This is a genomic window from Flavobacterium odoriferum (assembly GCF_025499515.1).
Taxonomy (GTDB): Bacteria; Bacteroidota; Bacteroidia; order Flavobacteriales; family Flavobacteriaceae; genus Flavobacterium; species Flavobacterium odoriferum.
Genome location: NZ_JAMKFA010000003.1, coordinates 281,863 through 307,431, shown reverse-complemented (window position 1 = coordinate 307,431; position 25,569 = coordinate 281,863). Strand labels below are relative to the sequence as shown.

Sequence of the window (25,569 nt, the reverse complement as noted above, 5' to 3'; positions counted from 1 at the left end):
TGGCAGAGGAGTTAATTTTACTGAAGATGAATTCGTTTTAGATAATTTAACAAATTATAATGAAACTGCTGAATTACTTAAAAAAATGATAAAAAAAACTGCATATAACAGCGGTTTGCATTAATGGCTGGGCTTGCGGAAAATCCTCATTGGCACAGTTGTTTAATTTAATGGTTTTGTTATATTTGTAATGGCTTGGTGCTTTGGCTCGCCATTAATTCAAGCCTCAGAACGTTGGTGGTAATGCTACCGAAGACGATACGAATACAACAACTCAATTCAACTTAAAAATGGAAGATAAAAACTTAGAAATGCTTTTTAATCTAAACGAAAAAGCTAAAAACATCTTACAATCTTTGTCTTCATTAAGTGAAAGAGATATTAGAAAAGTTTACTTTAATATGTTTTCAAGCCAAGTAATTATCAATTATTTAAATTATAAGATTAATGTGCGTTTTTCGGAAACAAATAGAGATGAGTTTTTAGATTTTTTTAAATCTGACCTTAATCAAGTTCATAATTACACATATAACATTACACAATTTATTGGCGAAAACATACTAAGTACTGCATTATTTCAAACAGAATTGGTATTCAGATTTTATTATTCAAAATTCACAAATGAAAGTCCAAGCAAAGAAAGAAATTTGTTTAAAATTGTTTCTTTTTTATATGATGACATTCAAAATAATTGGAAAAAAGATGAATGCAACTTAATTGTTTTATTGTGGACTTTACGAAATACAATTCATACTGGCGGATTATATTTTGAAAATATTAATGGTAGAAAACTTAACTATAAAAATCAAGAATATATTTTTGAATATGGAAAAAATCCAAAATTTTTAATTGAACAAGAAGGAATAATAATTGAGCTTATATCCGACTTATTTGACGCATTAAATTCATTATTCAAAAGCGAAAAAATCCAAAAATTGGAATTTATTGAACATCCAGTTTATTCAGCATTGGAAATATAAAGCACTACCACCAACAGGTGTTTGGCAAGATTACGAATTTTATAGTAAATTCACGTTTATTTCTAGCAAGAAATTTTATCTTTAACAGAAAATAAAAAGTTTCGAACTTCGCAACCTCGCCAAGCGCCGGAACGTTCACAACCACAAACAAAAAAGCAGCTATTTCTCTCAAAATAGCTGCTTTTTTTATAAACAAACATGAAATTTTTATTTCTTAATAAACATATTGGTGTAGTATTTTTTTCCTTCGTCATCAATTTTGATTGAAGCACCAAAATGCGTGTAATCGCCTTCTAAATTAGCTTTGTGACTTGGACTATTTACCCAAGCAGCAACTGTAGATTGCGCCGAAGAATAAGCGTAGGCAACGTTTTCTCCTACTCTACCAGCGCCTAAAACTTGTTGTAAATTTGTTTTTCTTTCGTTAAAGCCATCGTGGTTTACATCCTGAATTGAAATCATATACGCATTATGTTCGTTTGATTTGTACGATATATGTTCAATAATTTGTAACGGATTTAAACCAACTGAAACTCTGTAAGTATTTACTTCGTCTAACAAATCTAATTCAAGAGTTGAATGTGAATAATTTTTTGCCGCTTCAACAGGAGTTGAATCACTTGCAGAATCTGAAGAACATGAGGTAAAAAATGATAGGGTACTTGTTAGGGCGAAAAGGGCAATCATTAATTTTTTCATAATCATTTCATTTAAAAACACTTACGTTTTTTCTTAAAAATCGACGAAGTGTATGATTTACTAGACAAATGTATCAAATCGTCGATAATACGCAAATAAATTCGATGAAATGCGCAAAAATTTAACATTTTAACCTTTTATATAACAATTACTTAATAATTTACTTACAGAAAATAAAAAATCCCAACTAAAAATAGTTGGGATTTCGTATTAAAAAAAATAGCCTTCTGATTATCAAGGAGATAATCGTTCAATTTTCCAATTAAAGTCTTCTTGTAATTGATATCTTATTCGATCATGCAAACGATTAGGACGACCTTGCCAAAATTCAACTTCTACTGGTCGAACTAAAAAGCCACCCCAATGCGCTGGACGCAAAATTTCTTTACCTTCAAAATCTTTTTCCAGTTGTTTTAAATTATGTTCTAAAAATTCACGATTCGGAATCACTTCACTTTGTGGTGAAACAATTGCACCCAGCTTACTTCCATCTGGTCGCGAAGCAAAATAATTATCTGAAAGGGTTGCATCGGTTTTTTCAGCAATTCCTTTTATAATAATCTGGCGTTCCACCGTTGGCCAAAAAAAAGACAAACATATATTCGGATTATTCAAAATTGCTTTTCCTTTTTCCGAATTATAATTGGTGTAAAAAATAAATCCTTCTTCATTAAACTTTTTAAGCAACACCACTCTCGATTTTGGAAAACCATCTAAACCTATGGTAGAAACAGTCATTGCGTTTACTTCGTCGGCAGCGTTTAAATCTTCGGCTTCATAAAACCATCGGTGAAAAAGATTGATGGGATCTTCTGGAATTTGATTTTCCAAAAGTTCGCTTTTCTCATACGATTTTCTGTAATTACTTAAATCTTTCATTTTTGATTGGTGGTTTGAACAACAAAGTTACAAAGTCAAAACAATAATTCTGCTAAAACAAAAATTAAAATTAAACCTTTTTGAATATCTTTAGTCTTATGAAAATAATAGATTGATTTTGCAAGACGAAAAAGCATTTGTTTTAGAATTAATACACCCAAAAACGCAAAATGAAGCGTTTAGAAAGCTCTTGCAGTTATATCAAAAACCTTTGTATAATCACATTAGAGGAATGGTTTTAAACCATGATGACGCTGATGATGTACTGCAAAATACGTTTGTTAAAGTATTTGCCAATTTAAAAAACTTTAAAGGCGATAGTAAATTATTTTCATGGATGTATCGAATTGCAACCAACGAAGCCATCACTTTTATGCAACAACGTTCAAAAAAACAAGGCATTTCGAATGAAGAAGTACAACAAAAAGAATTAAACAAATTAGAAAGTGATGTTTTTTTTGATGGCAACGAAATTCAATTAAAACTTCAAAAAGCAATTGCAACTTTACCCGAAAAACAACAACTAGTATTTAAAATGAAATATTTTGAAGAATTAAAATACGAAGAAATGTCGGAAATTTTAACTACTTCTGTTGGTGCATTAAAAGCAAGTTATCATATTGCGGTAAAAAAAATTGAAGAATATTTACATACAAATTAAACCTTTTAGAACTATTTTTGTCTAATGAATATGAAGAATTTTGATTTAGAAAATAACGATAAAATTACAACTGGATTTAAAACGCCAGAAAACTACTTTGAACAATTTGAAGCAAAAATGATGCGACAAATTGAAGCTGAACAACCAGCTGAAAAAGAAGTAAAAGTAGTTTCGTTATTCTACAGAAAACAAGTTTGGATGAGTAGTATTGCGGCTTTACTATTATTAGCAATTGCAATTCCGGTGTATTTTAATATGGCTAGCGAAAGTAATTTAGATGCCACTACAATTGAGAGTTATTTAGCACAACAAAGCGTTGGAACTACAGAATTAACCAAACATTTAACTGACGAAGATGTTATTGCTTTAGAAACTTCACTTGGTGTTTCAACATCAGAAAGTGATGAAATTGAAGCCTATTTATCAGAAACAGAAAACTTAGATTACATTTTAAACGAATAAAGATATGAGAACAAAAATTATATTTCCAATTTTATTTCTTTTAATGACATCGATTTCCTTTGCACAAGGATTCAGAGATAAAAAAGAAAAAGTAAAAGCACTAAAAGTGGCTTATATTACTGAGCAATTAGATTTAACCACTGAAGAAGCACAAAAATTTTGGCCAATCTATAACACGTTTGACGACAAACAAGCCGAATTACGTCATGAGAAAATGAAAGCAATTTTGGATCGTTTTGAACCAGGAAGTGTAGAAAAACTTTCGGAAAAAGATGCTTCTACCCTATTGACTCAAATGGAAACTATTGAAGAGAATTTATTTACACTGCGTAAAAAATTCATCAAAGATTTACAAGGTGTTATTAGTGCAAAGAAAATTATTAAGCTCAAAAAAGCCGAAGAAGATTTTAATCGTCATTTATTGAAACAAATGCGAGAAAAAAGAAAAGGATAAAAAAAACGCTCAATTATTAAGTTGAGCGTTTTTTTTATTTTATTTCAAACCGAACTAATTTATTTCTTCCAGTTGCATAAAACACTTTTTCTGATTCAAATCTAAACGTATAAAAATCTTTATCATCAGAAAATTTCGTCCAACTTTTGCCAAAATCAGAAGAATAAAACATTCCTGTTCCACCAACAGAAATTAGTTGCTTTGCTTTACTATTTGGTACAAACTGAACACATGAAGCATAACCGAAAGCTTCGTTTTCAGCAATTAAATTCCACGTCTTGCCACCATTGGTTGTGATGGCTTTGTTTGACCAATTTTGAGTTTGCTTTAGGTAATTTCCACCAGCGATAATTCCTGTTTTATCATTGTAAAAATCTGCTGTAAAAATTCCGGTCATTTCTTCACCTTGTACAATAGGTGTTTCATACACTAGCCAAGAAGTTCCAAAATCGTGCGAAACAAAAACACGTGATTTCTTGCCTCCAGAAACCATAAAAATTGATTTCCCTTTTACAATTAAATTAGTATTGCTCGTTGCAAAAGCAGCTTCACCTTCGCTAACTTTTGGAAAATTGGCACAAGAAACCTTTTCCCAAGAATTGCCTCCATCAGCTGTTTTAATAAACGACAAACAATCTTCTGTTGGGTCACCCATTGCAAAGCCGTTCAAATTGTCAACAAATTGCATGCTGTCGTAAAATACTTTCTCGTTTTCTTCTTGATAAACAATGGTTTCTTGTAACGATTTTTTATCAATTTTAATCAATTTGGCTGGATTTCCAACAGCCAAAATAAAAATTGCGTCTTTAGTAGCAGCAATACTTCTAAACTCTGTAGTATTAGAAACACTTTGAATTGTTTTTACTACTAACGTATCTTTTTTCTTATCGTAAAAACCGTATCTGCCTTTATCCATTCCTAACCAAACTTTATCAGTATCAACAAAAATGGCTCTACAACTCAGTTTTTCATTAGAAACAATTTTAGATTCAAATTTAGGCACAACAATTTCTTTTTTTGAAGCACAACCTAAGCAAATTAAAAGGATAAATAAATAGTTTTTCATACGATAGAATTATAATTTCAAATATAAGTGAATAAATTTTAAATGCGGAATATAATTTTTAAATACCTGAAAAACAAATATTTAAGATTGTTGTAATTTTTTGGCACAGAAATTGGTTAGCATAAAACATGAAATTAGTGTTTAACCAAAATACAAATGTTATGAAAACGAAATTACTTTCTATAAGTGCATTGGCAATGTTGTCTGTGACATCATTATTTGCTCAGGAAAAAACTACCGTTACAGCTTCAAGTGCTGATATTAGTGATAACTTAGATTTAAGAGCCATTGCATCTGTTTTTGGTGACGCATCTAATTTAGAAGACTTTGAAAACAGAATTAACGATCCAAAAGCGCAACTTTCAAACTTAGACTTAAACAACGATAATTATGTAGATTATCTTCGTGTAATTGAATCGGTTGAAGGAAATGTACACTTGGTAATTGTTCAAGCTGTTTTAGACAAAGACGTTTATCAAGATGTGGCAACAATTGAAATTGAGCGCGATAGAAACAATAGAGTTCAGGTGCAAGTTGTTGGAGATGTTTACATGTATGGTCAAAACTATATTTATGAGCCAGTTTATGTTCATACACCTGTGATTTATAATACTTTTTGGGTAACCAATTATCGTCCGTATTGTTCTTCATGGTATTGGAATTATTATCCAAGTTATTATTATTATTGGAATCCATTCCCAGTATTTAGATACAGAAATCACATTCATGTTCATATAAACTTTGGTCACTCTTATCACTATGCTAGTCACAGAAGATGTGCAAATGTTTACAACAACTATTATGGAAGAAGAGGAAATGGTTATGAAACAAGACACCCAAATCGTTCTTTTGCACACAGAAATGCAGGATATACTAACCGTCAAGATTTAGACAATAACAGACCGGTAAGAACTCCAAGAGGAAGAAACGAAATTGCGAGTAATGAACCAAGAACTGGTGGAACAAGAGGAACAACATCTACTCCAAGAACAAGAGATACAGAAGTTACAAACCCAAGAAATAGTTCAACACCAAGATCAACAAATCCAAGACAAAATGAAGTAAGCGTAGAGCCAAGAACAAGTTCACCAAGAAATAACGGTCCAAAAACTGAAAATCCAAGAACCTTCTCTGAACCAAGAAATAATGCTCCTAAAGTAAGTACGCCAAGAGCCGAAAACCCTAGAACATATTCTGAACCAAGAACAAGTTCTCCAAAAACAGAAAGTCCAAGAGGATATTCAGAGCCAAGATCACAATCTGCACCAAAAATGAGTGCGCCAAGAAGTGATTCAGGTCAACGAAATAGTGCTCCAAGAGGTAATTCAGGTTCAAGAAGTTCGGGTTCAAGAAATTCTGGAAGAGGATAAATCATAAAGCTGCCAATTTAGGCAGCTTTTTTTATTTTAATTTGTATCTTTGCAGGCTGATTTAAAATATAAAATGAGATTACACAGAAATTTAGTATTTACCACTATAGATTCGCTAATGGCGATTTTTAACGAAGGTGAATATGCCGATAAAGTTGTTGCAAGAGCTTTGAAAAAAGACAAGCGTTGGGGAAGTCATGATAGAAAATTTGTTGCAGAAACCATATACGAAATAGTACGTTGGAAACGTCTATATGTAGAAATTGCAGAAGTTAAAGAGCCTTTTGATAGAGATAAAATTTGGAGAATATTTGCCGTTTGGGCAGTATTAAGAGGGTATACCCTACCCGATTGGAAATATTTTGAAGAAACACCAGTTAGAAGAATTAAAGGTAGATTTGACGAATTAACTAAAACTAGAAAATTCAAAGAGTCAATTCCAGATTGGATGGATGAATTGGGTGTTAAGGAATTAGGTGAGGAAATTTGGACTAAAGAACTAGCAGCTCAAAACGAGCAAGCAAAAGTAATTTTAAGAGTTAACAGACTTAAAACCACTAAAGAAAAGTTACGCGCTATGTTAATGGATTTGAATATTGAAACTGAGTTTCATAACGATTATCCAGATGCATTAATTTTGACAGAAAGAGCAAATGTATTCTTAACGGATGCCTTTAAAGACGGATTATTTGAAGTGCAAGATGCTTCATCTCAGTTAGTCGCTTATTTCTTGGATGTAAAACCAGGAATGCGTGTTGTGGATACTTGTGCCGGTGCTGGCGGAAAAACCTTGCATTTGGCTTCTTTAATGGAAAACAAAGGGCAATTAATTGCAATGGATTTATATGAAAGTAAATTAAAGCAATTAAAAATTAGAGCGAAACGTAATGGCGCTTTCAACATTGAACCAAGAGTAATTGAAAGCACAAAAACGATAAAAAAATTACACGAAAAAGCAGATAGAGTTTTAATCGATGCGCCATGTAGTGGATTAGGTGTTTTAAAAAGAAACCCAGATAGCAAGTGGAAATTACAACCTGAATTTATTGAGAACATCAAAAAAATTCAAGCTGAAGTATTAGAAAATTACTCAAAAATTGTAAAACCAGGCGGAAAGTTAGTTTATGCTACTTGTTCTGTACTTCCATCAGAAAATCAAGAACAAATTAAGCATTTCTTAAGTACTGAAATTGGAAAAGAATTTACCTTTGTTCAAGATCGAAAAGTATTAGCTCACGAAAGTGGCTTTGACGGATTTTACATGGCATTATTAGAAAGAAAAAATAAATAGATATGAAAAAGAATTTTACCTTATTATTTTTTGCATTTGTTTCGTTAGCTTTTTCACAAGCTGGAGCTCCTGCAACACCATATTACAATGGTTTTAACTGGACTTTAACTGGAATGAATTTAAAGAATGCTTTGGCAACAAAAATTACAACAACACATACTACCAACTTGACTTATTCTCAAGTATGGGAAGCATTAAAAATTGTAGACTTGGATCCAGCAAATTCATCAAATGTATTATTAGTTTATGGATGGGAAAATGGTTCAGATGGTGATGTAACAAATGACCGATCAAGAAATAAAAATAGTAATGGTGGTGCTGTTGGAGATTGGAATAGAGAACATGTATTTGCACAATCATTAGGTAATCCTGATTTAGGTTCATCTGGACCTGGTGCTGACGCTCAAATGTTACGTTCAAGTGATGTTCAAAGAAATGGAACAAGAGGAAATAGATTGTTTGCCTCAGGAAGTGGAATAAACTCTTTTACAGTTGGTACAAATGGTTGGTATCCTGGCAATGAATGGAAAGGAGATGTAGCACGTATAGTTATGTATATGTATCTTAGATATGGCTCACAATGTTTACCGACTTATGTTACTATTGGTTCTACAAACGCAACTGATTCCAACATGGTAGATCTATTATTACAATGGAATTCCGAAGATCCAGTTTCTCAATATGAAGATAATAGAAATACATATTTAGGAAATGCTTCAAATACTTACGGACAAGGTAACAGAAATCCTTTTATTGATAATCCATATTTAGCAACTGTTATTTGGGGAGGTCCAGTAGCAGAAAATAGATGGCCGGCAATTTTCTTATCAGCTGAGGATTTTGTTTCTGTAGAAAACGCATCAATTTATCCAAATCCAGCAATTAATAATGAAGTATATGTTTCAACTGCAACAGAATTAAAATCAATTGTTTTATACAATATCAACGGACAAATTATTCAAGAAATTAAAAATCCATCAAAAGTAAATGATGCATACAAAGTTTCAGATTTACCAAAAGGATTCTATTTAATTCAATTGGCTACTGAAAATGCTTCAACTACCAAGAAAATAATTGTGAACTAATTTCACAACAACAAATAAACAAAAAACCTCATCAAATGCTTGATGAGGTTTTTTTAATAGAAAAGGTGCTGAAAATTTATTTCCAACACCTTTTCTCCTATTAACTAGTTTATTTTAATGACAGTTTGCTTCTGATTGAACAAACAAACTCATATTACTTGGTGATAAATATGGAATATCTAAACCTAATCCTCTAATAATAAATAACATTCCTATTACTACAGCAACTACTGGAATAATTTTTTGCAATGTTCCTCTAAAAGAAAACGATAAAACGTTAGATATGTAAATTACTGCGGTTAACATCGGTATCGTTCCAATTCCGAATAAAAGCATATACAATACTCCTAAAGAAACGCTTTGCATTGCTATGGCACCAAAAATGGCTACATAAACCATTCCGCAAGGTAAAAACCCATTCAATAAACCAATGGTAAATAACGATTTATAACTTTTGTTTTTAAACTGTTGTCCTAAACTCGATTTTACTTTTGAAATAATTTTATACACTGGTTTTGAAAAATTATATTTAGCAAAAACTTTTTCAGGAACTAATGCAACAACAATCATCAAAACACCTACTATTATAGATAATTGCTGTTGCATCCCTGCTAAATAGAAACTCCTACCCAATAACCCAAAAATTAAGCCTAAAATTCCGTAAGCAGTTAATTTTCCAATATGATAAGTAATAATTTGTGTAACTTTTTTTGCTTCATTATTTCTGTCAACAGGCAACATCATAGCAATTGGACCGCACATTCCTACGCAGTGAAAGCTACTAATTAAACCAAATATGAAAGCTGAATAAAGCATTTTAAAGTTCTATTAAAAATAGATTGTTTCTTTGTTTAAATAATCAACACCATCATAATTCCAATCAACAGAAATGTCCCAAAGACCGCCAGTCAAATTACTTTTAGGTATGAGCAAATGTGGACTAGAAAGTGAGATATTAATTTCAAAATCTAGTTTCTGACTTGACGGTCTATATAAGGACACTTTTCCATTTATTTTTGAATAATCAAAGTCTCCAGGAAATTCAACTGAAATTCCTTCTTCAACTTCTTTAATTACTACCAAATTTTTTAAAGCATTAGCATTTTGTTTTTTTTCAATATCTGCCTGAACTGTTGCTTCTTTTTTATAATATTCATCTGTAACTAACTCATTATCATATTTTTGATTTGATTGTACTTTATATACAAACGATAAAATAAATATCATGAATAATCCAAATGCAATTACAATTCCTGTTCCCCAATTAATTTTCATAGCTATTTTTTTTATTAAAAAGTTCTCGGTCCCATAAAATTAGTGGTTGCCGTTTCAATTAGTTTATCACCACTATAGACTTCAATTTCAATTTCCATTTTGTCTCCTTCTAAAAGTGCTTGGTTAATTTCAATAAACATAGTTCCTTGCGCTAAACCTTGCTGTTTTACATCAAAGTTTTCTTTACCCACAACTTTAATTGTTCCTTTTGTATCTTTTAATTTAAAGTGAATATTTTTCAAATCTTCAACCGTTTTATTCACAATTTTATAAGTAAACACATTACTAATGTTTTCGCCTTTGTGTTCAAACATTTGACCATTCATTCTTAATACAGTTGCTTCAACTTCATTTCTTAAAAACAACATTGAAATTAAAACTCCTATTAAAATGGTTAAAACAACAATATAACCTTTCATTCGAGTTGTTAATTTGAATTTTTCTTTATTAACAATCTCATCTTCACTTGCATAACGAATAAGACCTTTTGGCAAACCAACTTTTTCCATGATGGTATCACACTCGTCAATACAAGCTGTACAGTTTACACATTCTAACTGAGTACCATTACGAATATCGATTCCAGTAGGACAAACTACAACACACTGATTACAATCGATACAATCTCCATAACCAGCAGCAGTTCTGTCTTCACCATTTCTCCATTTTTTTCTTCCGTTTTCACCTTCACCTCTTACGTGGTCATAGGCAACATTTATTGATTTATTGTCTAATAAAACACCTTGCATTCTTCCGTATGGGCAAGCAATAATACAAACTTGTTCTCTGAACCAAGCGAAAACAAAATAGAATATTCCTGTAAATATCAATAAAGGAATTAGTGTTCCAATATTTCTAGCTGGTCCTTCTGTAATTAATTTGAATAATTCATCACTTCCTATCAAATAAGCTAAGAAAACATTTGCTATGAAAAACGAAAAGATAAAAAAGATAATCCATTTTGTGACTCTTTTTCTTATTTTTTCAGCATTCCAATCTTGTTTTGCTAAGCGTAATTGAGCACCTCTATCTCCATCAATCCAATATTCTATTCGTCTGAAAACCATTTCCATAAAAATAGTTTGCGGACAAAACCATCCACAAAATATTCTACCAAAAGCTACTGTAAATAAGGTTAACCCTACTACACCCACAATCATTGACATTACAAATAAATGAAAATCTTGTGGCCAAAAAGGGAAACTAAAAATATTAAACCTACGTTCTAAAACGTTAAACATTAAAAACTGATTGCCATTAATTTTTATAAATGGAGCAGAAATTAAGAACGCTAAAAGAAAATAACTTAAAATTTTTCTTTTATCATAAAATGGTCCAGATGGTTTTTTAGGGAAAATATAATTTCTTTTTCCATCTTCTGAAATAGTAGAAATACTATCTCTAAAACTTTCGTCTGGTAAATTGGGTTGATTAGACATAATTTTAACTTTTTAAGTGCTTGTAATCTTATTATAGTTTAAAAAAGGTTTTGGGCGAACCCAAAACCTTTTTAGTTTTTATTATTTTGTTGCTGGTGCAACTACTTCTGTTTTTGTTGAATCCACTGGTGTTGTAGCAGCTGGTTTTGCAGCTCCTTCTTCTACCCATGGTTTTGCTTCTGGTTCAGTTGGTTTTGGCTCTTTAGGATTTGTTCCTTGTAAAGATAGCACATAACTTGCTACTTTTTGTAAATCTGTTGGTTTAATAGATTCTTTCCAAGCAACCATTCCTTTGCCAGGTCTACCACCTTCCATTAAGGTGTTAAATACGTTTTTAATTCCTCCTCCTAAAATCCAATTTTCATCGGTTAAGTTTGGACCAATTGCTCCACCAGCATCTGCTCTGTGACATGCTACACAATTTGTTTCAAATATTTTTTTACCTTCTGCTAAAGCTGTTGCATCTGTTAATAAAGTTACAACGTCTTTATTCATTTGGTCTGGAGCAGTTTTTTTCCATTCTTCAACTTCTTTGTCTTTCTCTGCCATTTCTGCAACAAACTCTTCTGCTTGTGTGTAATCTCCAATTACGTGGAAACGAACTAAATATACAATTGCAAAAACAACGCAAGCATAGAATAATCCAACCCACCATGGTGGTAATACATTATCTAACTCTTTAATGCCATCGTAATCATGATCAAGCATTACATCTTTTTCTTGTTCAATATCTTTTGAACGAGTAAGTTTTTGCATGATACCTTGATAGAATTTACTTTCTGTAAAAGGTAATGATTGTGCCTCTGCTAATTGTTTTTTCTGTTCATCTGTTAAAAGATGATACGTTACTTTGTCAACCGCACTAATAACAATTTCAATTGCTATTAATAAAAATAGAAATACTCCTAAAAATAAAGAAACCATTGGAAACTTTAAAAATGCAGGCTTATCTCCGGAGTCAATAAAATATTCCAATGCCGCAAATACAATTGCAAACAGTAAAGGAACTCTTACATATGCTGGAATTAATTTTTTCATTTGATAAATTTTTTATGTTGGTTTATTGATAACCTTTTTATTAACTTCCTCTCTTAAAAAAAGAGAGGAAGTCTTTTATTTAATTTTCTTCTTTGAATGGTAATTCACTCAATTCTTTGATTTTTTCTTTACTAAATGTCATTGCCCATATAAAAAATGAAACAAAAACAACAAAGAAAATACTTAGTGAAATTATCGGATAGATATCGACTCCATCAATAGTTTCTAAATTATGTTTAATGAATTTTAACATTATTCAGCTTTTTTAACTTTGATATCAGTACCCATACGTTGTAAGTAAGCAATAAGTGCTACGATTTCTCTATCTTTCATTGGTATGAAAGTTTCGCCTTTAGCAGCTGCTTTTTTCTTACTATCTTCATAAGATTTTACAAAATCAGGATCATTGTGTAAATTTTTCTCAATTTGAGCCGATTGTGCTTCAATACTTTTCTTAGCATTGGCTATATCTGCATCAGTATATGGAACTCCTAAGGTTACCATTACACTCATTTTTTTCTCAATGTAAGAATGATCCATTGCTTTGTTATCAAATAACCATTTGTAAGCTGGCATTACCGATTTTTCATCCATACGTTGTGGACTCCACATGTGGTTAAAGTGCCAGTTATCATTGTATTTTCCACCTATTCTCATTAAATCTGGGCCTGTTCTTTTCGAACCCCACAAGAATGGATGATCATACACATATTCTCCAGATTTTGAATATTCACCATAACGTTTTACTTCTGAACGGAATGGACGTATCATTTGAGAGTGACAGTTGTTACAACCTTCTCTGATGTATAAATCTCTACCCTCTAATTCTAACGGTGAATATGGTTTTACACTTGAAATAGTAGGAATGTTTGATTTTACAACAATCATTGGTACAATTTGAACAATACCTCCAATTGCTACAGCAACAGTTGTTAAGATGGTGAACTGAATTGGTTTTCTTTCTAACCAAGAGTGCCATTTTTCACCTTTCATTTGACCAGAGCTAATTTTAGATAATGCTGGTGCTTCTGCTAATTCATTTTCAACAGCTGAGCCTTGTTTTACCGTTTTAACAATGTTGTAAACTAAAGTTAAAATACCTACGAAGAATAACGTTCCTCCAACTGCTCTCATCATGTACATTGGCATAATTTGAGTTACAGTTTCTAAGAAGTTTCCATACATTAATGTTCCATCTGGATTAAATTGTTTCCACATAGATGCTTGTGTAAATCCAGCAACATACATTGGAAGTGTATATAAAATAATACCTAAAGTACCAATCCAAAAATGGAAGTTAGCTAATTTTTGAGAGAATAATGTAGTTTTTGTAATTCTTGGGATAATCCAATAAATCATACCAAAAGTTAAGAAACCATTCCATGCTAATGCTCCAACGTGAACGTGTGCAACGATCCAATCTGTAAAGTGTGCAATAGCATTAACGTTTTTTAATGATAACATTGGTCCTTCAAAAGTAGACATACCATAACCTGTAATTGCTACTACGTAGAATTTAAGTACTGGTTCTTCTCTTACTTTATCCCAAACACCTCTTAACGTTAATAAACCATTAATCATACCTCCCCAAGATGGTGCAATCAACATTACAGAGAATACTACTCCTAAATTTTGTGCCCAATCTGGTAAAGCTGAATATAATAAGTGGTGAGGACCTGCCCAAATGTAAATGAAGATTAACGACCAAAAGTGAATAATTGATAATCTGTAAGAATATACAGGACGGTTAGCTGCTTTTGGAACAAAATAATACATCAAACCTAAAAATGGTGTTGTTAAGAAGAATGCCACTGCATTATGACCATACCACCACTGAACCAAAGCATCTTGTACTCCAGCATAAACTGAATATGATTTTAAAGCAGAAACTGGTAATTCTAAACTATTAAAAATGTGTAGTAGAGCAACTGCAATAAATGTAGCAATGTAAAACCAAATAGCTACATATATATGACGCTCTCTTCTTTTGATAATAGTTCCAATCATGTTTACTCCAAAAGCAACCCATACTAAAGCTATAGCTATATCAAACGGCCATTCTAATTCTGCGTATTCTTTTGATGTTGTAAATCCTAATGGCAATGTAATTGCAGCTCCTAAAATAATTAGCTGCCATCCCCAAAAGTTTACTTTACTTAAAAAGTCACTAAACATTCTTGTTTTTAACAAGCGTTGTAATGAATAATAAGAACCTGCAAATACAGCATTTCCAACGAAGGCGAAAATTACCGCATTAGTATGCAAAGGTCTTAATCTTCCATAACTTAACCACGGAATTCCGTCAGTCAAATTTGGAAACAAATATAAGAAGGCTACTAAAAGCCCTACAAGCATTCCTATAACTCCAAAAGCTATGGAAGCGTATAGAAAGTTTCTTACAATTTTGTTGTCGTAATAAAATTGTTGCTTCTCCATAATTAGATTGATTTTTGTTTTTCTGTTTGTGTTTGTATTAATTTGTTTGGATTCTCTTTTACAATTTCATCGTCAAATAACATTCTGACAGATGGTGTATAGTCATCATCATATTGACCGCTTCTAACTGCTTTTATAAATGCAATTAAAAACAATACTGCGACGAAGATGCTTACTGTGATTAATATATAAATGACACTCATACCTTAAATTTGTGTTAACAAAGTTACTTCTGCTCTATTTGATAAAATATGATATTTATCATATCTCAATATTTTGTTAAAATTACTTACTTCTTGCAAATGCATTTGTCATAATTGTTACAAAGCTCACAATTGTAATTGTACTTAACGGCATTATAATCGCAGCTACTATTGGTGATAACTCTCCAGTAACCGCAAAACTCAGTCCTACAACATTATAGAGTAATGATAATCCAAAACTCATGTAAATTGTTTTCATTGCATTTTTAGAATATTTCATAAAAAAAGCAATTTTATCAAATTGTGTTGCATCTAAAATTCCATCACAAGCTGGCGAAAAAACATTTACATTTTCTGAAATAGAAATTCCAACATTACTTTGCGCTAATGCACCCGCATCGTTTAATCCATCACCAATCATCATTACATTTTTACCTTCTTTTTGTAATTGTTCTATGTAGCCTAATTTTTGTTCGGGCTTTTGATTAAAAACTAAACAGGCTGTAGAAGGCAACATTTTTTCTAATATTTTTCGTTCGCCATCATTATCACCGGATAATACTACTAAATTATACTTTTTAGACAAATTATCAAACAATTGTTCTAAACCTTTTCTGTATTGATTATTGAAAACATAACTTCCTTTATAAACACCATTGATTTCCAAATGCACTTTGGTTTTCTTATGCGTGTTTTCAGTCATGGTTTTTAGAAATTGTGATGAACCTAATTTTATCGTATTTCCATCAATTTCTGCAAAAATTCCTTTTCCGATGATTTCCTCGAAGTTTGAAGTTTCCATTTTGTCTTGATTTGGAATAAATTCGTACAATCTTCTGCTTAATGGATGATTCGAGCCACGCAAAACGTTCTTTAATAATTTTAATTCGGAATGTTTTAATTCGGTTCCTTCATAAGTAATTGATGTTTTTTTATTGGTAGTAATGGTTCCTGTTTTATCAAAAACGATAGTATCTACTTTAGCCAACTGTTCTACAACCAAGGCATTTTTTAGATAAAATTTACGATTCCCTAAAATTCGTAAGACATTTCCTAAAGTAAATGGTGCTGTTAAAGCTAAAGCACACGGACAAGCCACAATTAAAATGGCTGTAAATACGTTAAATGCTGTGGTTACATCTATAAAAATCCAATAAACAAATGAAACAACGGCTAAAGCCAGTAATGCTGGTGTGAAATAGCGACTAATTCTATCGGTGATAGTTTTATGCTGCTGTTCTACCCTTTTTTGAAAAACATCGTTGCTCCATAATTGGGTTAAATAGCTTTGGGAAACTGAAAATAAAACTTCCATTTCTATGACTTTTCCCATTTGTTTTCCACCAGCGAATATTTTATCTCCTGATTTTTTTTCCATTAAAACCGCTTCACCTGTAACAAAACTGTAATCGATAGACGCTTTTTCGGAAATTAAAATTCCATCAACTGGAATTAACTCTTGATTACGAATCAATAATCTATCACCTTTTTCAATATCATAAACTTGAACCGATTCTTCTGTTCCATTAGGTAATACTTTTGTAATAGCAATTGGAAAATATGATTTGTAATCGCGCTCAAATGAGAGAAAATCGTATGTTTTTTGTTGAAATAACTTTCCTAATAACATAAAGAAAATTAACCCAGCCATACTATCGAAGAAACCTTGACCATAATCAAATATAATATCGACCGTACTTCTTACGAACATGACTACAATTCCTAAAGCAATAGGAATATCTATATTCAACAAGCCCGATTTCATGCTTTTCCAAGCGGAAACATAATAACCAGATGCGGAATAAATAAACGTAGGAAGCGATAAGGCAAAAATCAACCAACGAAAAAATCCTCGGTATTGATTGATCCAAAATTCTTCTACTTCAAAATATTCGGGAAACGACAATAGCATGATATTTCCAAAACAGAAAAATGCTACTCCTATTTTGTAAATTAAACTACGGTCGATTTTTTTCTTTCCTTCATCAAAGTTTTCTAAAGAAATATAAGGTTCGTAACCTATCGAACTCAATAAATAAACAATTTCTTTTAAAGTTGTTTGTTCTGGATTAAAAGTAACTCGAACTTTCTTTTCGCCAAAGTTAACTTGGGAAGTACTTATTCCTGGTTGAAGTTTTTGAAGATTTTCCAGAATCCAAATACACGAACTACAGTGTATATGAGGAATGTAGAGTGAAACAATATGTGTTGCATTCTCTTGGAATTCAAGAAGTTTATTAACAATGTCTTCATTGTCTAAAAAATCATATTTGCCTTGTATATCCTGTGGTGTTGCACCCGGAGATGACTGAAAATCATAATAACACGATAAATCGTTTTGACTAAATATTTCGTACACGGTTTTACAACCATTGCAACAAAACTTCTTTTCGTCAAAAACAATTTCGTCTTTTTTTATAATTTCATTACCACAATGGAAACAATTTTCTGTGTCCATAAATTTGCTCATTTTACCTGTAACAAAGGTCACGTATAAAAATACAACAAAATATGATATTTGTCATACAAATTTGTAATTTTGTAAAACCAATAAATAAATTCATTCTATGAATAAATGTGAACAGTGTATCGTAAGGCAGTTTAGTTCTTTAAAAGCTTTGAACAAAGATGAGCTTATAAGAATGGCTGAATGCAAGACTTCTTATACCATTAAAAAAGGTGAACCCATTTTTGAAGAAGGTGAAGTTACAAACGGAATTTATTGTATAAAAGATGGTGTTTGCAAGCTTTCAAAGCTTAGCGATAATGGTAAAGACCAAATTGTAAAATTGGTTAAACCAGGTGAATTGTTAGGACAACGTTCTATGATTAGTGACGAACCAGCTAACTTAAGTGCGATTGCTTTAGAAGATATGGAAGTTTGTTTTATTCCTAGAAGCGAGGTCATGCAGTTTTTTAATGAAAATAATCAGTTTTCAATGAATGTAATGAAAACTATTTGTGAGGATTTAAAAGGTGCAGATGATCACATAGTAAATATGGCACAAAAAACCGTTCGCCAACGTTTAGTAGAAACATTAATCTATTTAGAAGAAACCTTTGGCAAAAACGAAGATGGTTCATTACATATTCAACTATCCAGAGAAGAATTAGCTGGAATGATTGGAACCGCAACAGAAAGTTGTATTCGTTTACTTTCAGAATTAAACAAATCTAATCTGATAGAACTAAACGGAAAAAAAATATTCATTACTGACAAAAATAAACTAAAACGTTTTTCTTAAAATAATAAAATCCGCTTATAAGCGGATTTTATTATTTTTACAGAAATCAAGTATAAAGACTCTATTACATATATAATAAGTGAAGCTAATTAAATTTTAAAAGATTAAGTATTCAAAAAAAATTTACTAAAGTAAATAGATTAATATTTTTTATTCACACCTCAGATTTTCGAAGTAAAAATTTATTCAATAAAATATTTTATACTCTCGCTACAAATTAAAAGTATAGCAAACATAATAACATAAAAATAAATCAAGTAATGAAAAACCTATTCCAAACAACACTCCTACTCTTCACAATAGCCTTATTAACAAGCTGTAAACAAGAAACAATAGCTACTCAAAACGAGTATTTTGCACAATCAACTGACAGCATTCAAAATGGTGGTGTAAAAGTTATTCCCATTACAACTCCAAAAGGTACTTTTAATGTTTGGACGAAACGCATTGGAAACAATCCAAAAATCAAAGTATTGCTATTAAATGGTGGTCCGGGCGCTACGCATGAATATTTTGAATGTTTTGAAAACTTCTTACCAGCAGAAGGCATCGAGTTCATTTATTACGATCAATTAGGTTGTGGAAATGCGGATAATCCAAACGATACTTCCATGTGGGATTTGCCAAGATATGTCGAAGAAGTAGAACAAGTTCGTAAAGCTTTGAAGTTAGACAACACCAATTTCTACTTGTTAGGACATTCGTGGGGTGGTATCTTAGCTATGGAATACGCTACAAAATATCAAAACAATATGAAAGGCTTAATCATTTCGAATATGATGGCAAGTTGCCCAGAATATGGGAAATATGCTGATGAAGTTTTATCCAAACAAATGGCTCCAGAAGTTTTAAAAGAAATTCGTGACATCGAAGCTCGAAAAGATTTTTCCAATCCAAGATATATGGAATTATTGATTCCGAATTTCTATGAAAAACACATTCTTCGTTTCCCAGCAAAAGATTGGCCAGAACCGGTAAATCGTTCGTTTGCCAAGATGAATCAGTCGCTATACGTAACCATGCAAGGTCCTAGTGAATTTGGTATTTCAGGAAAATTAGAAAAATGGGATAGAAAAGCCGATTTGAAAAACGTAAAAATTCCAACACTAGTCATCGGAGCAAAACACGATACCATGGATCCAAAACACATGGAAGAAATTTCTAAAATCTTACCAAATGGTTCGTATTTATTCTGTCCAAAAGGAAGTCACATGGCATTTTACGACGACCAAAAAACGTATTTTAGTGGATTGATTTCGTTCTTGAAAAAATAAACCAAAAGCAACTCTCAGTAGTTGCTTTTTTTGTATCTTGCTTTTCTATTTCAGAATTTAAAATGGCGAACAAAGCGTTACTTTTTACTCCAGCTTTAACCCACGAAAAGTCGTTAAAAACTTTAGTGGAAAACCGTACTATTTTTTCGTTAAACCATTGCGAATTGAATATTTTCGAAACTTATCAGAAATCAGATTTGGTACCTTTGAAGTTTAATGATTTGGTGGTAACAAGTATGTTGCGCGGTAAAAAAGTGATGCATTTATTTGAAGATCCATGTTTTGAATATTTACCTGGCGAAACCGTAATTGTGCCTTCTAATGCCGAAATGAAAATCGATTTCCCGGAAGCTTCAAAAGACAATCCTACGCAGTGTATCGCTTTGGCAATCGATAATCAGATTATCACGAATACGTTGGACTTTTTAAATGAGAAATATCCGAAAGAAGGAAAAAGTAATTTGTGGAAATTAGACCACGAAAATTATTTCTTTTATAACAATGTTGAATTAGCAGGAACTATCAACAAGTTGATTAAAGAATGCATGGGCAATTCGTTAACCAAAGACGCTCTTGCCGATTTAACGCTTCAAGAATTGATTATCCGAATTATTCAAACGCAAACCACCAAACGTTTTGAAAACGAAAAATTCATCGATAGCAATAGCCCGATTACTCCAGCGATTGAATACATTAAAAGTAATATTCGAGAAACCATCAATTTGAAAGATTTGAGCGATAAAGCATGTATGAGTACCACTTCATTTTATCGCTATTTCAAGAGAGAATTAGGCATGAGCCCGATTGAATATATCTTGAATGAAAAGATAAAATACGCCAAAAGACTATTGAGCAATCCTAATATTCAAGTCAATGAAGTTTCGTATGCGACAGGTTTTGAAGATTGCAATTACTTTATAAGGTTATTTAAAAAATATGAAGGTGTTACTCCGAAACAATATCAGTTGATGAATTATAATGGGTAAAATAGTGAAAAGTGAATAGTATTACTCGTTTAATCTAATTTTTTCCAAATTCTGAACTTCTTCTTCGGTAAATAATCTGTAATTTACTTTGAAAGTTTTACCGTAAGGTGTTTCTAATGAAAAACCGCCTGCTCCTATTCCATCAGTTACATCTAGCGTAAAATGCGCGTGTTTCCAATATTCGAATAAATCTTTGTCCACCCAAAATTCAAATCCTTGAATAGTTCCGATACAAACATCGCCATAACGCAAATAAAATCCGCCTTTTTCAAAACACTGTGGCTGCGTTCCTTCGCAACAACCACCCGCTTGATAAAACATCAAATCGCCAAACTTTTCTGATAGCATTTTGATTAATTCTATAGCTTTTTTGGTAGCTTCTAATCGTTTTATTTTTTCCATTGTTTACAAATAAAAAAAGTCGCGAGTTCAAAATAACATTAATCATGAATCGCGACTTTAAATTAAAAATTATCTACTAAAAGAAACCTAATTTATTCTTGTTATAAGAAATCAACATGTTTTTAGTTTGACGATAATGGTCTAACATCATTTTGTGGTTTTCTCTACCAATTCCCGATTGTTTATAACCTCCAAACGGTGCTCCTGCTGGATAAGCATGATATTGGTTTACCCAAACACGTCCTGCTTGAATAGCTCTTGGAACTTGATATAATTCATGTGCATCACGTGTCCAAACGCCTGCTCCTAATCCGTACATAGTGTCGTTAGCAATTTCTAATGCTTCTTCCGTAGTTTTGAAAGTCGTAACCGCTAATACTGGACCGAAAATCTCTTCTTGGAAAATACGCATTTTGTTGTGTCCTTTAAATAAAGTTGGTTGGATGTAATATCCGCCTTCTAAATCGCCACCTAAATGATTTACATCACCACCGCATAACAATTCAGCACCTTCTTCTTTCCCTAAATTAATGTAGGAAAGAATTTTATCTTTTTGGATTTGTGAAGCTTGAGCTCCCATCATAACCGTTGGATCTAATGGATTCCCCATTTTGATTGATTTCACACGTTCTAATACTCTTTCAATAAATTTGTCGTAAATCGATTCATGAATTAACAATCTTGATGGACACGTACAAACTTCTCCTTGATTTAGGGCAAAAAGAGCAACTCCTTCTAAAGCTTTATCTAAAAAGGCATCATCAGCATCCATAACCGATGGGAAGAAAATATTTGGAGATTTCCCACCTAATTCTAACGTAACTGGAATAATATTTTCAGTAGCATATTGCATTACCATTCTTCCAGTAGCAGTCGAACCCGTAAATGCTGCTTTACAAACTTTTGGATTCGTTACCAAAGTTCTTCCTAATTCCGCTCCAAAACCATTAATTACATTGATAACTCCTGCTGGAACTAAATCTCCGATAATTTCCATCAAAACCATAATTGAAATTGGCGTGCTTTCTGCTGGTTTCAACACTACACAGTTTCCTGCGGCTAAAGCTGGAGCTAATTTCCAAACGGCCATTAAAATTGGGAAGTTCCAAGGAATAATTTGTGCTACAACTCCAATTGGCTCATGAACGATGATAGAAACCGTATCTTTATCTAATTCGGTAATTGAACCTTCTTCGGCACGAATTACACTTGCAAAATATCTAAAATGGTCAATTGCTAATGGAATATCGGCAGCCATAGTTTCACGAATGGCTTTACCATTATCTAACGTTTCAACCGCAGCGATGTATTCTAAATTAGCTTCAATTCGATCTGCAATTTTATTCAACATGATACTTCTTTCTGTAGCCGAAGTTTGACTGAACGTTTTGAAGGCTTCATCAGCTGCATTTACAGCCATTTCAACATCCATTTTAGCCGAATGTGCTGCTTTTGCCATTAATTTTCCATCTACTGGAGAAAGTACTTCGAAATATTGCCCTGTTGAAGGTGCTGTCCATTTTCCGTTGATATAATTATCGTACTTTTCTTTTAGTTGAGGTCTTTGAATTAAATTACTCATAATTTTGATTTTAGGTTTGTTTATCAAATTTAGATTCAATTCTTATTTTAGAATAGCACAATTATTTCATTTAATAGCACAAAACTGATATAGGCCCAATTTTAACATCTAAAAATTACATTTCTATTAATTTTTTACTCAATTATTTATCGAATTAATAATATTGCCTTTCTAAACTTATCACCAAAAGGCTGTTCAAAATTTCTAAATTCTAATTTCTAAATTCTAATTTTATAAAGTATCTTTGCCGTTTAAAATTCGATACAAAATGCGTATATCTTACAATTGGTTAAAACAATTCATTAAAACCGATTTAAAATCTGAAGAAATTGCCGACATTCTTACCGACTTAGGTTTGGAAGTAGAAGGCGTTGACAAATACGAAAGTTTAAAAGGAGGTTTACAAGGCGTTGTAATTGGTCATGTGTTAACATGCGAAAAACATCCTGATGCTGATAAACTAAAAATCACAACGGTTGATTTAGGTGATGGAAACGCACCTGTTCAAATTGTTTGTGGTGCTCCAAACGTGGCGGCTGGACAAAAAGTTCCTGTGGCGACTATTGGAACTAAGTTATTTGATAAAGAAGGAAACGCATTCGAAATTAAAAAAGGGAAAATCCGCGGGCAAGAAAGTCACGGAATGATTTGCGCTGAAGACGAATTAGGATTAGGTGAAAGTCATGACGGAATTATGATTTTGAACGAAGATTTAAAACCAGGAACTCCAGCTTCAAAAGTGTTCGAAATTGAAACCGATGAAGTATTCGAAATTGGATTAACACCTAACCGTGCTGATGCTATGTCACACATGGGAGTTGCTCGCGATTTACGTGCTGGATTATTACAAAAAGGAACTACTTCTGAATTGATTACGCCATCCGTAAGTAAATTTAAAGTAGAAAAACGTACCTTAAAAATTGATGTTAAGGTTGAAAACGACAAATTAGCACCAAGATATTGTGGTGTTACCATTTCGGGAATTACGGTAAAACCATCTCCAACTTGGTTACAAAACCGTTTGAAAGCAATTGGATTAACTCCAAAAAATAATATTGTTGACGTTACAAATTACGTTTTACACGAATTAGGTCAACCTTTACATGCGTTTGATGCTTCTCAAATTAAAGGAAATAAAGTAGTAGTTAAAACGGTTCCTGCTGGAACTAAATTTGTTACTCTTGATGATATCGAACGTACATTGCACGAAGAAGATTTAATGATTTGTGATGAAAGTGGCCCAATGTGTATTGCCGGTGTTTTCGGAGGAAAAACTTCGGGAGTTTCTGAAAAAACGCAGGCTATTTTCTTAGAAAGTGCTTATTTCAATCCGGTTTCGGTTAGAAAAACAGCAAAAAGACATACGTTAAGTACTGATGCTTCTTTCCGTTTTGAAAGAGGAATCGATCCAAGTATTACCGAATACGCTTTAAAACGTGCGGCTTTATTGATTCAAGAAGTGGCTGGTGGTGAAATTACTTCGGATATTGTTGATATTTATCCTAAAAAGATTGAAGATTTCAGTGTGTTTATTCATTTTAATAAAGTGAATAAAATCATTGGTGAAGAAATCAAACCAGAAACGATTAAGAAGATTTTAGCTTCATTAGATATCAAAGTTAATAGTATTACCGAAGCCGGTTTAGGATTAACAATTCCTTCTTACCGTGTAGATGTTACGAGAGAAATTGATGTTATTGAAGAAATTTTACGTGTTTACGGATATAACAACATCAAAATTCCTTCTAAAGTGAATGCTACCACAGCCAATTCATCAAGAACGGAAGAATATAAAGTACAAAATATCATTGCGAACCAGTTGTGTTCATTAGGTTTCAACGAAATGATGGCAAATTCATTAACTACGCCAGATTACGTAAAACTTTCTGAAAACTTGAAAGAAGAATTCAATGTAATGATGTTAAATCCATTGAGTAGAGATTTATCGGCAATGCGTCAATCGTTATTATTTTCTGGATTAGAAGCGGTTTCTTTCAACATCAACAGAAGAAGAAGTGATTTAAAATTCTTCGAATTTGGAAAAAGTTACCACAAAATTCCAGGCGGTCACGAAGAAAACAAACACTTAACGTTATTAGTAACTGGAAATAGACAAAACGAAAGTTGGACAAATGCACAATCAAAATCCGATTTCTTCTTGTTTAAAGGTTATATCAATACCATTTTAAGTCGTTTAGGATTAGATAAAAAAGTGACTTCATTACCATTTGAAAATGATGTTTTCGGAGAAGGATTAGCTTTAGCGGTTGGGAAAGAAGTAATTGTAGAATTTGGAACGGTTAAAAAATCAGTTTTAAAACATTTCGATATAAAACAAGAAGTATTGTACGCAGATTTTTCTTGGGATAAAATTCAAAAATACGTTTCTACGAAAATTAAATTCACCGATATTCCAAAATATCCTGAAGTTCGTAGAGATTTAGCTTTGTTGTTAGATGAAAACGTACCATTCGAACAAATCTACAACATTGCCAAACAAACTGAAAAAGGCTTGTTAAAAGACGTAAATTTATTCGACGTTTACACCGGAAATAACTTACCAGAAGGTAAAAAATCATACGCCGTAAGTTTCATTTTACAAGACGATTCTAAAACGCTAACCGACACTCAAATTGATAAAATTATGAGTAAGTTACAAGGTAATTTTGAAAGTCAGTTAGGAGCGTGCTTGCGCTAGTGTTCAGTTTACAGTCACCGTTTACAGTATAAAAAAACTCCCGA

At 32.1% G+C, this 25,569-nt stretch carries 24 protein-coding genes; 11 read left to right on the top strand and 13 right to left on the bottom strand.

Annotated elements, in window-relative coordinates; genetic code table 11:
• Nucleotides 1–290: 290 nt before the first annotated feature.
• Nucleotides 291–980 (top strand): hypothetical protein, encoded by a 690-nt coding sequence (locus M9Q43_RS04490; RefSeq protein ID WP_262317772.1) that lies wholly within the window; start codon nucleotides 291–293, stop codon nucleotides 978–980.
• A gap of 207 nt (nucleotides 981–1,187) precedes the next feature.
• Here M9Q43_RS04490 and M9Q43_RS04485 read toward each other — a convergent pair whose 3' ends face one another.
• Together M9Q43_RS04485 and pdxH are read right to left on the bottom strand one after the other, a co-directional pair.
• Nucleotides 1,188–1,679: a CAP domain-containing protein gene (locus M9Q43_RS04485; RefSeq protein WP_262317771.1), complete on the bottom strand. Its 492-nt coding sequence runs from the start codon at nucleotides 1,677–1,679 to the stop codon at nucleotides 1,188–1,190.
• A gap of 234 nt (nucleotides 1,680–1,913) precedes the next feature.
• Nucleotides 1,914–2,558, bottom strand: a complete 645-nt coding sequence (gene pdxH, locus M9Q43_RS04480) for a pyridoxamine 5'-phosphate oxidase (protein WP_262317770.1) — start codon at nucleotides 2,556–2,558, stop codon at nucleotides 1,914–1,916.
• A 118-nt stretch (nucleotides 2,559–2,676) separates the two neighbouring features.
• Here pdxH and M9Q43_RS04475 point away from each other — a divergent pair, with 118 nt between their 5' ends.
• The 3 genes from M9Q43_RS04475 to M9Q43_RS04465 are packed head-to-tail and all read left to right on the top strand — an operon-like array spanning nucleotide 2,677 to nucleotide 4,135.
• Nucleotides 2,677–3,219 carry an RNA polymerase sigma factor gene (locus M9Q43_RS04475; protein ID WP_262317775.1) on the top strand — a complete coding sequence of 181 codons (543 nt, stop codon included), beginning with the start codon at nucleotides 2,677–2,679 and terminating at the stop codon, nucleotides 3,217–3,219.
• Nucleotides 3,220–3,243: 24 nt separating this feature from the next.
• A complete protein-coding gene (locus tag M9Q43_RS04470) occupies nucleotides 3,244–3,681 on the top strand; it encodes a hypothetical protein (protein WP_262317769.1) in 438 nt (145 codons plus the stop codon).
• Between the two features lie 4 nt (nucleotides 3,682–3,685).
• Complete coding sequence (locus M9Q43_RS04465; protein WP_262317768.1) at nucleotides 3,686–4,135, top strand: sensor of ECF-type sigma factor; 450 nt, start codon at nucleotides 3,686–3,688, stop codon at nucleotides 4,133–4,135.
• Between the two features lie 34 nt (nucleotides 4,136–4,169).
• On the opposite strand, the gene M9Q43_RS04460 is transcribed toward M9Q43_RS04465, so the two are convergent.
• On the bottom strand, nucleotides 4,170–5,201 hold the full coding sequence (locus M9Q43_RS04460; protein ID WP_262317767.1) for a WD40/YVTN/BNR-like repeat-containing protein: 1,032 nt from the start codon (nucleotides 5,199–5,201) through the stop codon (nucleotides 4,170–4,172).
• Nucleotides 5,202–5,362: 161 nt separating this feature from the next.
• Between M9Q43_RS04460 and M9Q43_RS04455 the strand changes: the two genes are divergently transcribed.
• The 3 genes from M9Q43_RS04455 (at nucleotide 5,363) to M9Q43_RS04445 (ending at nucleotide 8,947) form a co-directional block, all read left to right on the top strand.
• Nucleotides 5,363–6,571, top strand: a complete 1,209-nt coding sequence (locus M9Q43_RS04455; protein WP_262317766.1) for a hypothetical protein — start codon at nucleotides 5,363–5,365, stop codon at nucleotides 6,569–6,571.
• 73 nt (nucleotides 6,572–6,644) lie between these two features.
• Nucleotides 6,645–7,862: an RsmB/NOP family class I SAM-dependent RNA methyltransferase gene (locus M9Q43_RS04450; protein ID WP_262317765.1), complete on the top strand. Its 1,218-nt coding sequence runs from the start codon at nucleotides 6,645–6,647 to the stop codon at nucleotides 7,860–7,862.
• 2 nt (nucleotides 7,863–7,864) lie between these two features.
• Nucleotides 7,865–8,947, top strand: a complete 1,083-nt coding sequence (locus tag M9Q43_RS04445) for an endonuclease (RefSeq protein ID WP_262317764.1) — start codon at nucleotides 7,865–7,867, stop codon at nucleotides 8,945–8,947.
• Nucleotides 8,948–9,061: 114 nt separating this feature from the next.
• Here the strand turns inward: M9Q43_RS04445 and M9Q43_RS04440 are convergent, their stop codons facing one another.
• From M9Q43_RS04440 to M9Q43_RS04405, 8 genes are all read right to left on the bottom strand, one after another.
• Entirely contained in the window at nucleotides 9,062–9,763 is a 702-nt protein-coding gene (locus M9Q43_RS04440) for a sulfite exporter TauE/SafE family protein (protein ID WP_262317763.1), read from the bottom strand.
• 12 nt (nucleotides 9,764–9,775) lie between these two features.
• A complete protein-coding gene (locus M9Q43_RS04435; RefSeq protein WP_262317762.1) occupies nucleotides 9,776–10,222 on the bottom strand; it encodes a FixH family protein in 447 nt (148 codons plus the stop codon).
• A gap of 14 nt (nucleotides 10,223–10,236) precedes the next feature.
• Nucleotides 10,237–11,661 (bottom strand): cytochrome c oxidase accessory protein CcoG, encoded by a 1,425-nt coding sequence (ccoG, locus tag M9Q43_RS04430; protein ID WP_262317761.1) that lies wholly within the window; start codon nucleotides 11,659–11,661, stop codon nucleotides 10,237–10,239.
• Nucleotides 11,662–11,742: 81 nt separating this feature from the next.
• On the bottom strand, nucleotides 11,743–12,699 hold the full coding sequence (locus M9Q43_RS04425) for a cbb3-type cytochrome c oxidase N-terminal domain-containing protein (RefSeq protein ID WP_262317760.1): 957 nt from the start codon (nucleotides 12,697–12,699) through the stop codon (nucleotides 11,743–11,745).
• Between the two features lie 79 nt (nucleotides 12,700–12,778).
• Nucleotides 12,779–12,952, bottom strand: a complete 174-nt coding sequence (locus M9Q43_RS04420) for a CcoQ/FixQ family Cbb3-type cytochrome c oxidase assembly chaperone (RefSeq protein ID WP_262317759.1) — start codon at nucleotides 12,950–12,952, stop codon at nucleotides 12,779–12,781.
• Nucleotides 12,952–15,135: a cytochrome-c oxidase, cbb3-type subunit I gene (gene ccoN, locus M9Q43_RS04415; protein ID WP_262317758.1), complete on the bottom strand. Its 2,184-nt coding sequence runs from the start codon at nucleotides 15,133–15,135 to the stop codon at nucleotides 12,952–12,954. Before ccoN ends, M9Q43_RS04420 begins: the two co-directional genes overlap by 1 nt.
• A 2-nt stretch (nucleotides 15,136–15,137) precedes the next feature.
• The gene (gene ccoS, locus M9Q43_RS04410) at nucleotides 15,138–15,338 is read right to left on the bottom strand and encodes a cbb3-type cytochrome oxidase assembly protein CcoS (protein ID WP_262317757.1); all 201 of its coding nucleotides are present in this window, start codon (nucleotides 15,336–15,338) and stop codon (nucleotides 15,138–15,140) included.
• Between the two features lie 82 nt (nucleotides 15,339–15,420).
• Entirely contained in the window at nucleotides 15,421–17,796 is a 2,376-nt protein-coding gene (locus M9Q43_RS04405) for a heavy metal translocating P-type ATPase (RefSeq protein WP_262317756.1), read from the bottom strand.
• A gap of 109 nt (nucleotides 17,797–17,905) precedes the next feature.
• On the opposite strand from M9Q43_RS04405, the gene M9Q43_RS04400 reads away from it, so the two are divergent.
• The 3 genes from M9Q43_RS04400 (at nucleotide 17,906) to M9Q43_RS04390 (ending at nucleotide 20,843) form a co-directional block, all read left to right on the top strand.
• The gene (locus M9Q43_RS04400) at nucleotides 17,906–18,583 is read left to right on the top strand and encodes a Crp/Fnr family transcriptional regulator (protein ID WP_262317755.1); all 678 of its coding nucleotides are present in this window, start codon (nucleotides 17,906–17,908) and stop codon (nucleotides 18,581–18,583) included.
• A 260-nt stretch (nucleotides 18,584–18,843) separates the two neighbouring features.
• Nucleotides 18,844–19,857, top strand: a complete 1,014-nt coding sequence (locus M9Q43_RS04395; protein WP_262317754.1) for a proline iminopeptidase-family hydrolase — start codon at nucleotides 18,844–18,846, stop codon at nucleotides 19,855–19,857.
• A 62-nt stretch (nucleotides 19,858–19,919) separates the two neighbouring features.
• Complete coding sequence (locus M9Q43_RS04390; RefSeq protein WP_262317753.1) at nucleotides 19,920–20,843, top strand: AraC family transcriptional regulator; 924 nt, start codon at nucleotides 19,920–19,922, stop codon at nucleotides 20,841–20,843.
• A gap of 21 nt (nucleotides 20,844–20,864) precedes the next feature.
• On the opposite strand, the gene M9Q43_RS04385 is transcribed toward M9Q43_RS04390, so the two are convergent.
• Together M9Q43_RS04385 and M9Q43_RS04380 are read right to left on the bottom strand one after the other, a co-directional pair.
• Nucleotides 20,865–21,245 (bottom strand): DUF779 domain-containing protein, encoded by a 381-nt coding sequence (locus M9Q43_RS04385; protein WP_262317752.1) that lies wholly within the window; start codon nucleotides 21,243–21,245, stop codon nucleotides 20,865–20,867.
• A gap of 76 nt (nucleotides 21,246–21,321) precedes the next feature.
• Complete coding sequence (locus tag M9Q43_RS04380) at nucleotides 21,322–22,827, bottom strand: aldehyde dehydrogenase family protein (RefSeq protein WP_262317751.1); 1,506 nt, start codon at nucleotides 22,825–22,827, stop codon at nucleotides 21,322–21,324.
• Between the two features lie 268 nt (nucleotides 22,828–23,095).
• Between M9Q43_RS04380 and pheT the strand changes: the two genes are divergently transcribed.
• Nucleotides 23,096–25,525 (top strand): phenylalanine--tRNA ligase subunit beta, encoded by a 2,430-nt coding sequence (gene pheT / locus M9Q43_RS04375; protein ID WP_262317750.1) that lies wholly within the window; start codon nucleotides 23,096–23,098, stop codon nucleotides 25,523–25,525.
• Nucleotides 25,526–25,569: the final 44 nt, after the last annotated feature.

What these genes read in the sequence shown, in the direction of transcription:
- pdxH (WP_262317770.1), bottom strand. Translation starts at nt 2,558, where the DNA reads ATGAAAGATTTAAGTAATTACAGAAAATCGTATGAGAAAAGCGAACTT.
- M9Q43_RS04425 (WP_262317760.1), bottom strand. Translation starts at nt 12,699, where the DNA reads ATGAAAAAATTAATTCCAGCATATGTAAGAGTTCCTTTACTGTTTGCA.
- ccoN (WP_262317758.1), bottom strand. Translation starts at nt 15,135, where the DNA reads ATGGAGAAGCAACAATTTTATTACGACAACAAAATTGTAAGAAACTTT.
- pheT (WP_262317750.1), top strand. Translation starts at nt 23,096, where the DNA reads ATGCGTATATCTTACAATTGGTTAAAACAATTCATTAAAACCGATTTA.
- M9Q43_RS04395 (WP_262317754.1), top strand. Translation starts at nt 18,844, where the DNA reads ATGAAAAACCTATTCCAAACAACACTCCTACTCTTCACAATAGCCTTA.
- M9Q43_RS04400 (WP_262317755.1), top strand. Translation starts at nt 17,906, where the DNA reads ATGAATAAATGTGAACAGTGTATCGTAAGGCAGTTTAGTTCTTTAAAA.
- M9Q43_RS04455 (WP_262317766.1), top strand. Translation starts at nt 5,363, where the DNA reads ATGAAAACGAAATTACTTTCTATAAGTGCATTGGCAATGTTGTCTGTG.
- M9Q43_RS04465 (WP_262317768.1), top strand. Translation starts at nt 3,686, where the DNA reads ATGAGAACAAAAATTATATTTCCAATTTTATTTCTTTTAATGACATCG.
- M9Q43_RS04460 (WP_262317767.1), bottom strand. Translation starts at nt 5,201, where the DNA reads ATGAAAAACTATTTATTTATCCTTTTAATTTGCTTAGGTTGTGCTTCA.
- M9Q43_RS04470 (WP_262317769.1), top strand. Translation starts at nt 3,244, where the DNA reads ATGAATATGAAGAATTTTGATTTAGAAAATAACGATAAAATTACAACT.
- M9Q43_RS04440 (WP_262317763.1), bottom strand. Translation starts at nt 9,763, where the DNA reads ATGCTTTATTCAGCTTTCATATTTGGTTTAATTAGTAGCTTTCACTGC.
- M9Q43_RS04435 (WP_262317762.1), bottom strand. Translation starts at nt 10,222, where the DNA reads ATGAAAATTAATTGGGGAACAGGAATTGTAATTGCATTTGGATTATTC.
- M9Q43_RS04385 (WP_262317752.1), bottom strand. Translation starts at nt 21,245, where the DNA reads ATGGAAAAAATAAAACGATTAGAAGCTACCAAAAAAGCTATAGAATTA.
- M9Q43_RS04420 (WP_262317759.1), bottom strand. Translation starts at nt 12,952, where the DNA reads ATGTTAAAATTCATTAAACATAATTTAGAAACTATTGATGGAGTCGAT.
- ccoG (WP_262317761.1), bottom strand. Translation starts at nt 11,661, where the DNA reads ATGTCTAATCAACCCAATTTACCAGACGAAAGTTTTAGAGATAGTATT.
- M9Q43_RS04485 (WP_262317771.1), bottom strand. Translation starts at nt 1,679, where the DNA reads ATGAAAAAATTAATGATTGCCCTTTTCGCCCTAACAAGTACCCTATCA.
- M9Q43_RS04490 (WP_262317772.1), top strand. Translation starts at nt 291, where the DNA reads ATGGAAGATAAAAACTTAGAAATGCTTTTTAATCTAAACGAAAAAGCT.
- M9Q43_RS04390 (WP_262317753.1), top strand. Translation starts at nt 19,920, where the DNA reads ATGGCGAACAAAGCGTTACTTTTTACTCCAGCTTTAACCCACGAAAAG.
- M9Q43_RS04450 (WP_262317765.1), top strand. Translation starts at nt 6,645, where the DNA reads ATGAGATTACACAGAAATTTAGTATTTACCACTATAGATTCGCTAATG.
- M9Q43_RS04445 (WP_262317764.1), top strand. Translation starts at nt 7,865, where the DNA reads ATGAAAAAGAATTTTACCTTATTATTTTTTGCATTTGTTTCGTTAGCT.
- M9Q43_RS04380 (WP_262317751.1), bottom strand. Translation starts at nt 22,827, where the DNA reads ATGAGTAATTTAATTCAAAGACCTCAACTAAAAGAAAAGTACGATAAT.
- ccoS (WP_262317757.1), bottom strand. Translation starts at nt 15,338, where the DNA reads ATGAGTGTCATTTATATATTAATCACAGTAAGCATCTTCGTCGCAGTA.
- M9Q43_RS04405 (WP_262317756.1), bottom strand. Translation starts at nt 17,796, where the DNA reads ATGGACACAGAAAATTGTTTCCATTGTGGTAATGAAATTATAAAAAAA.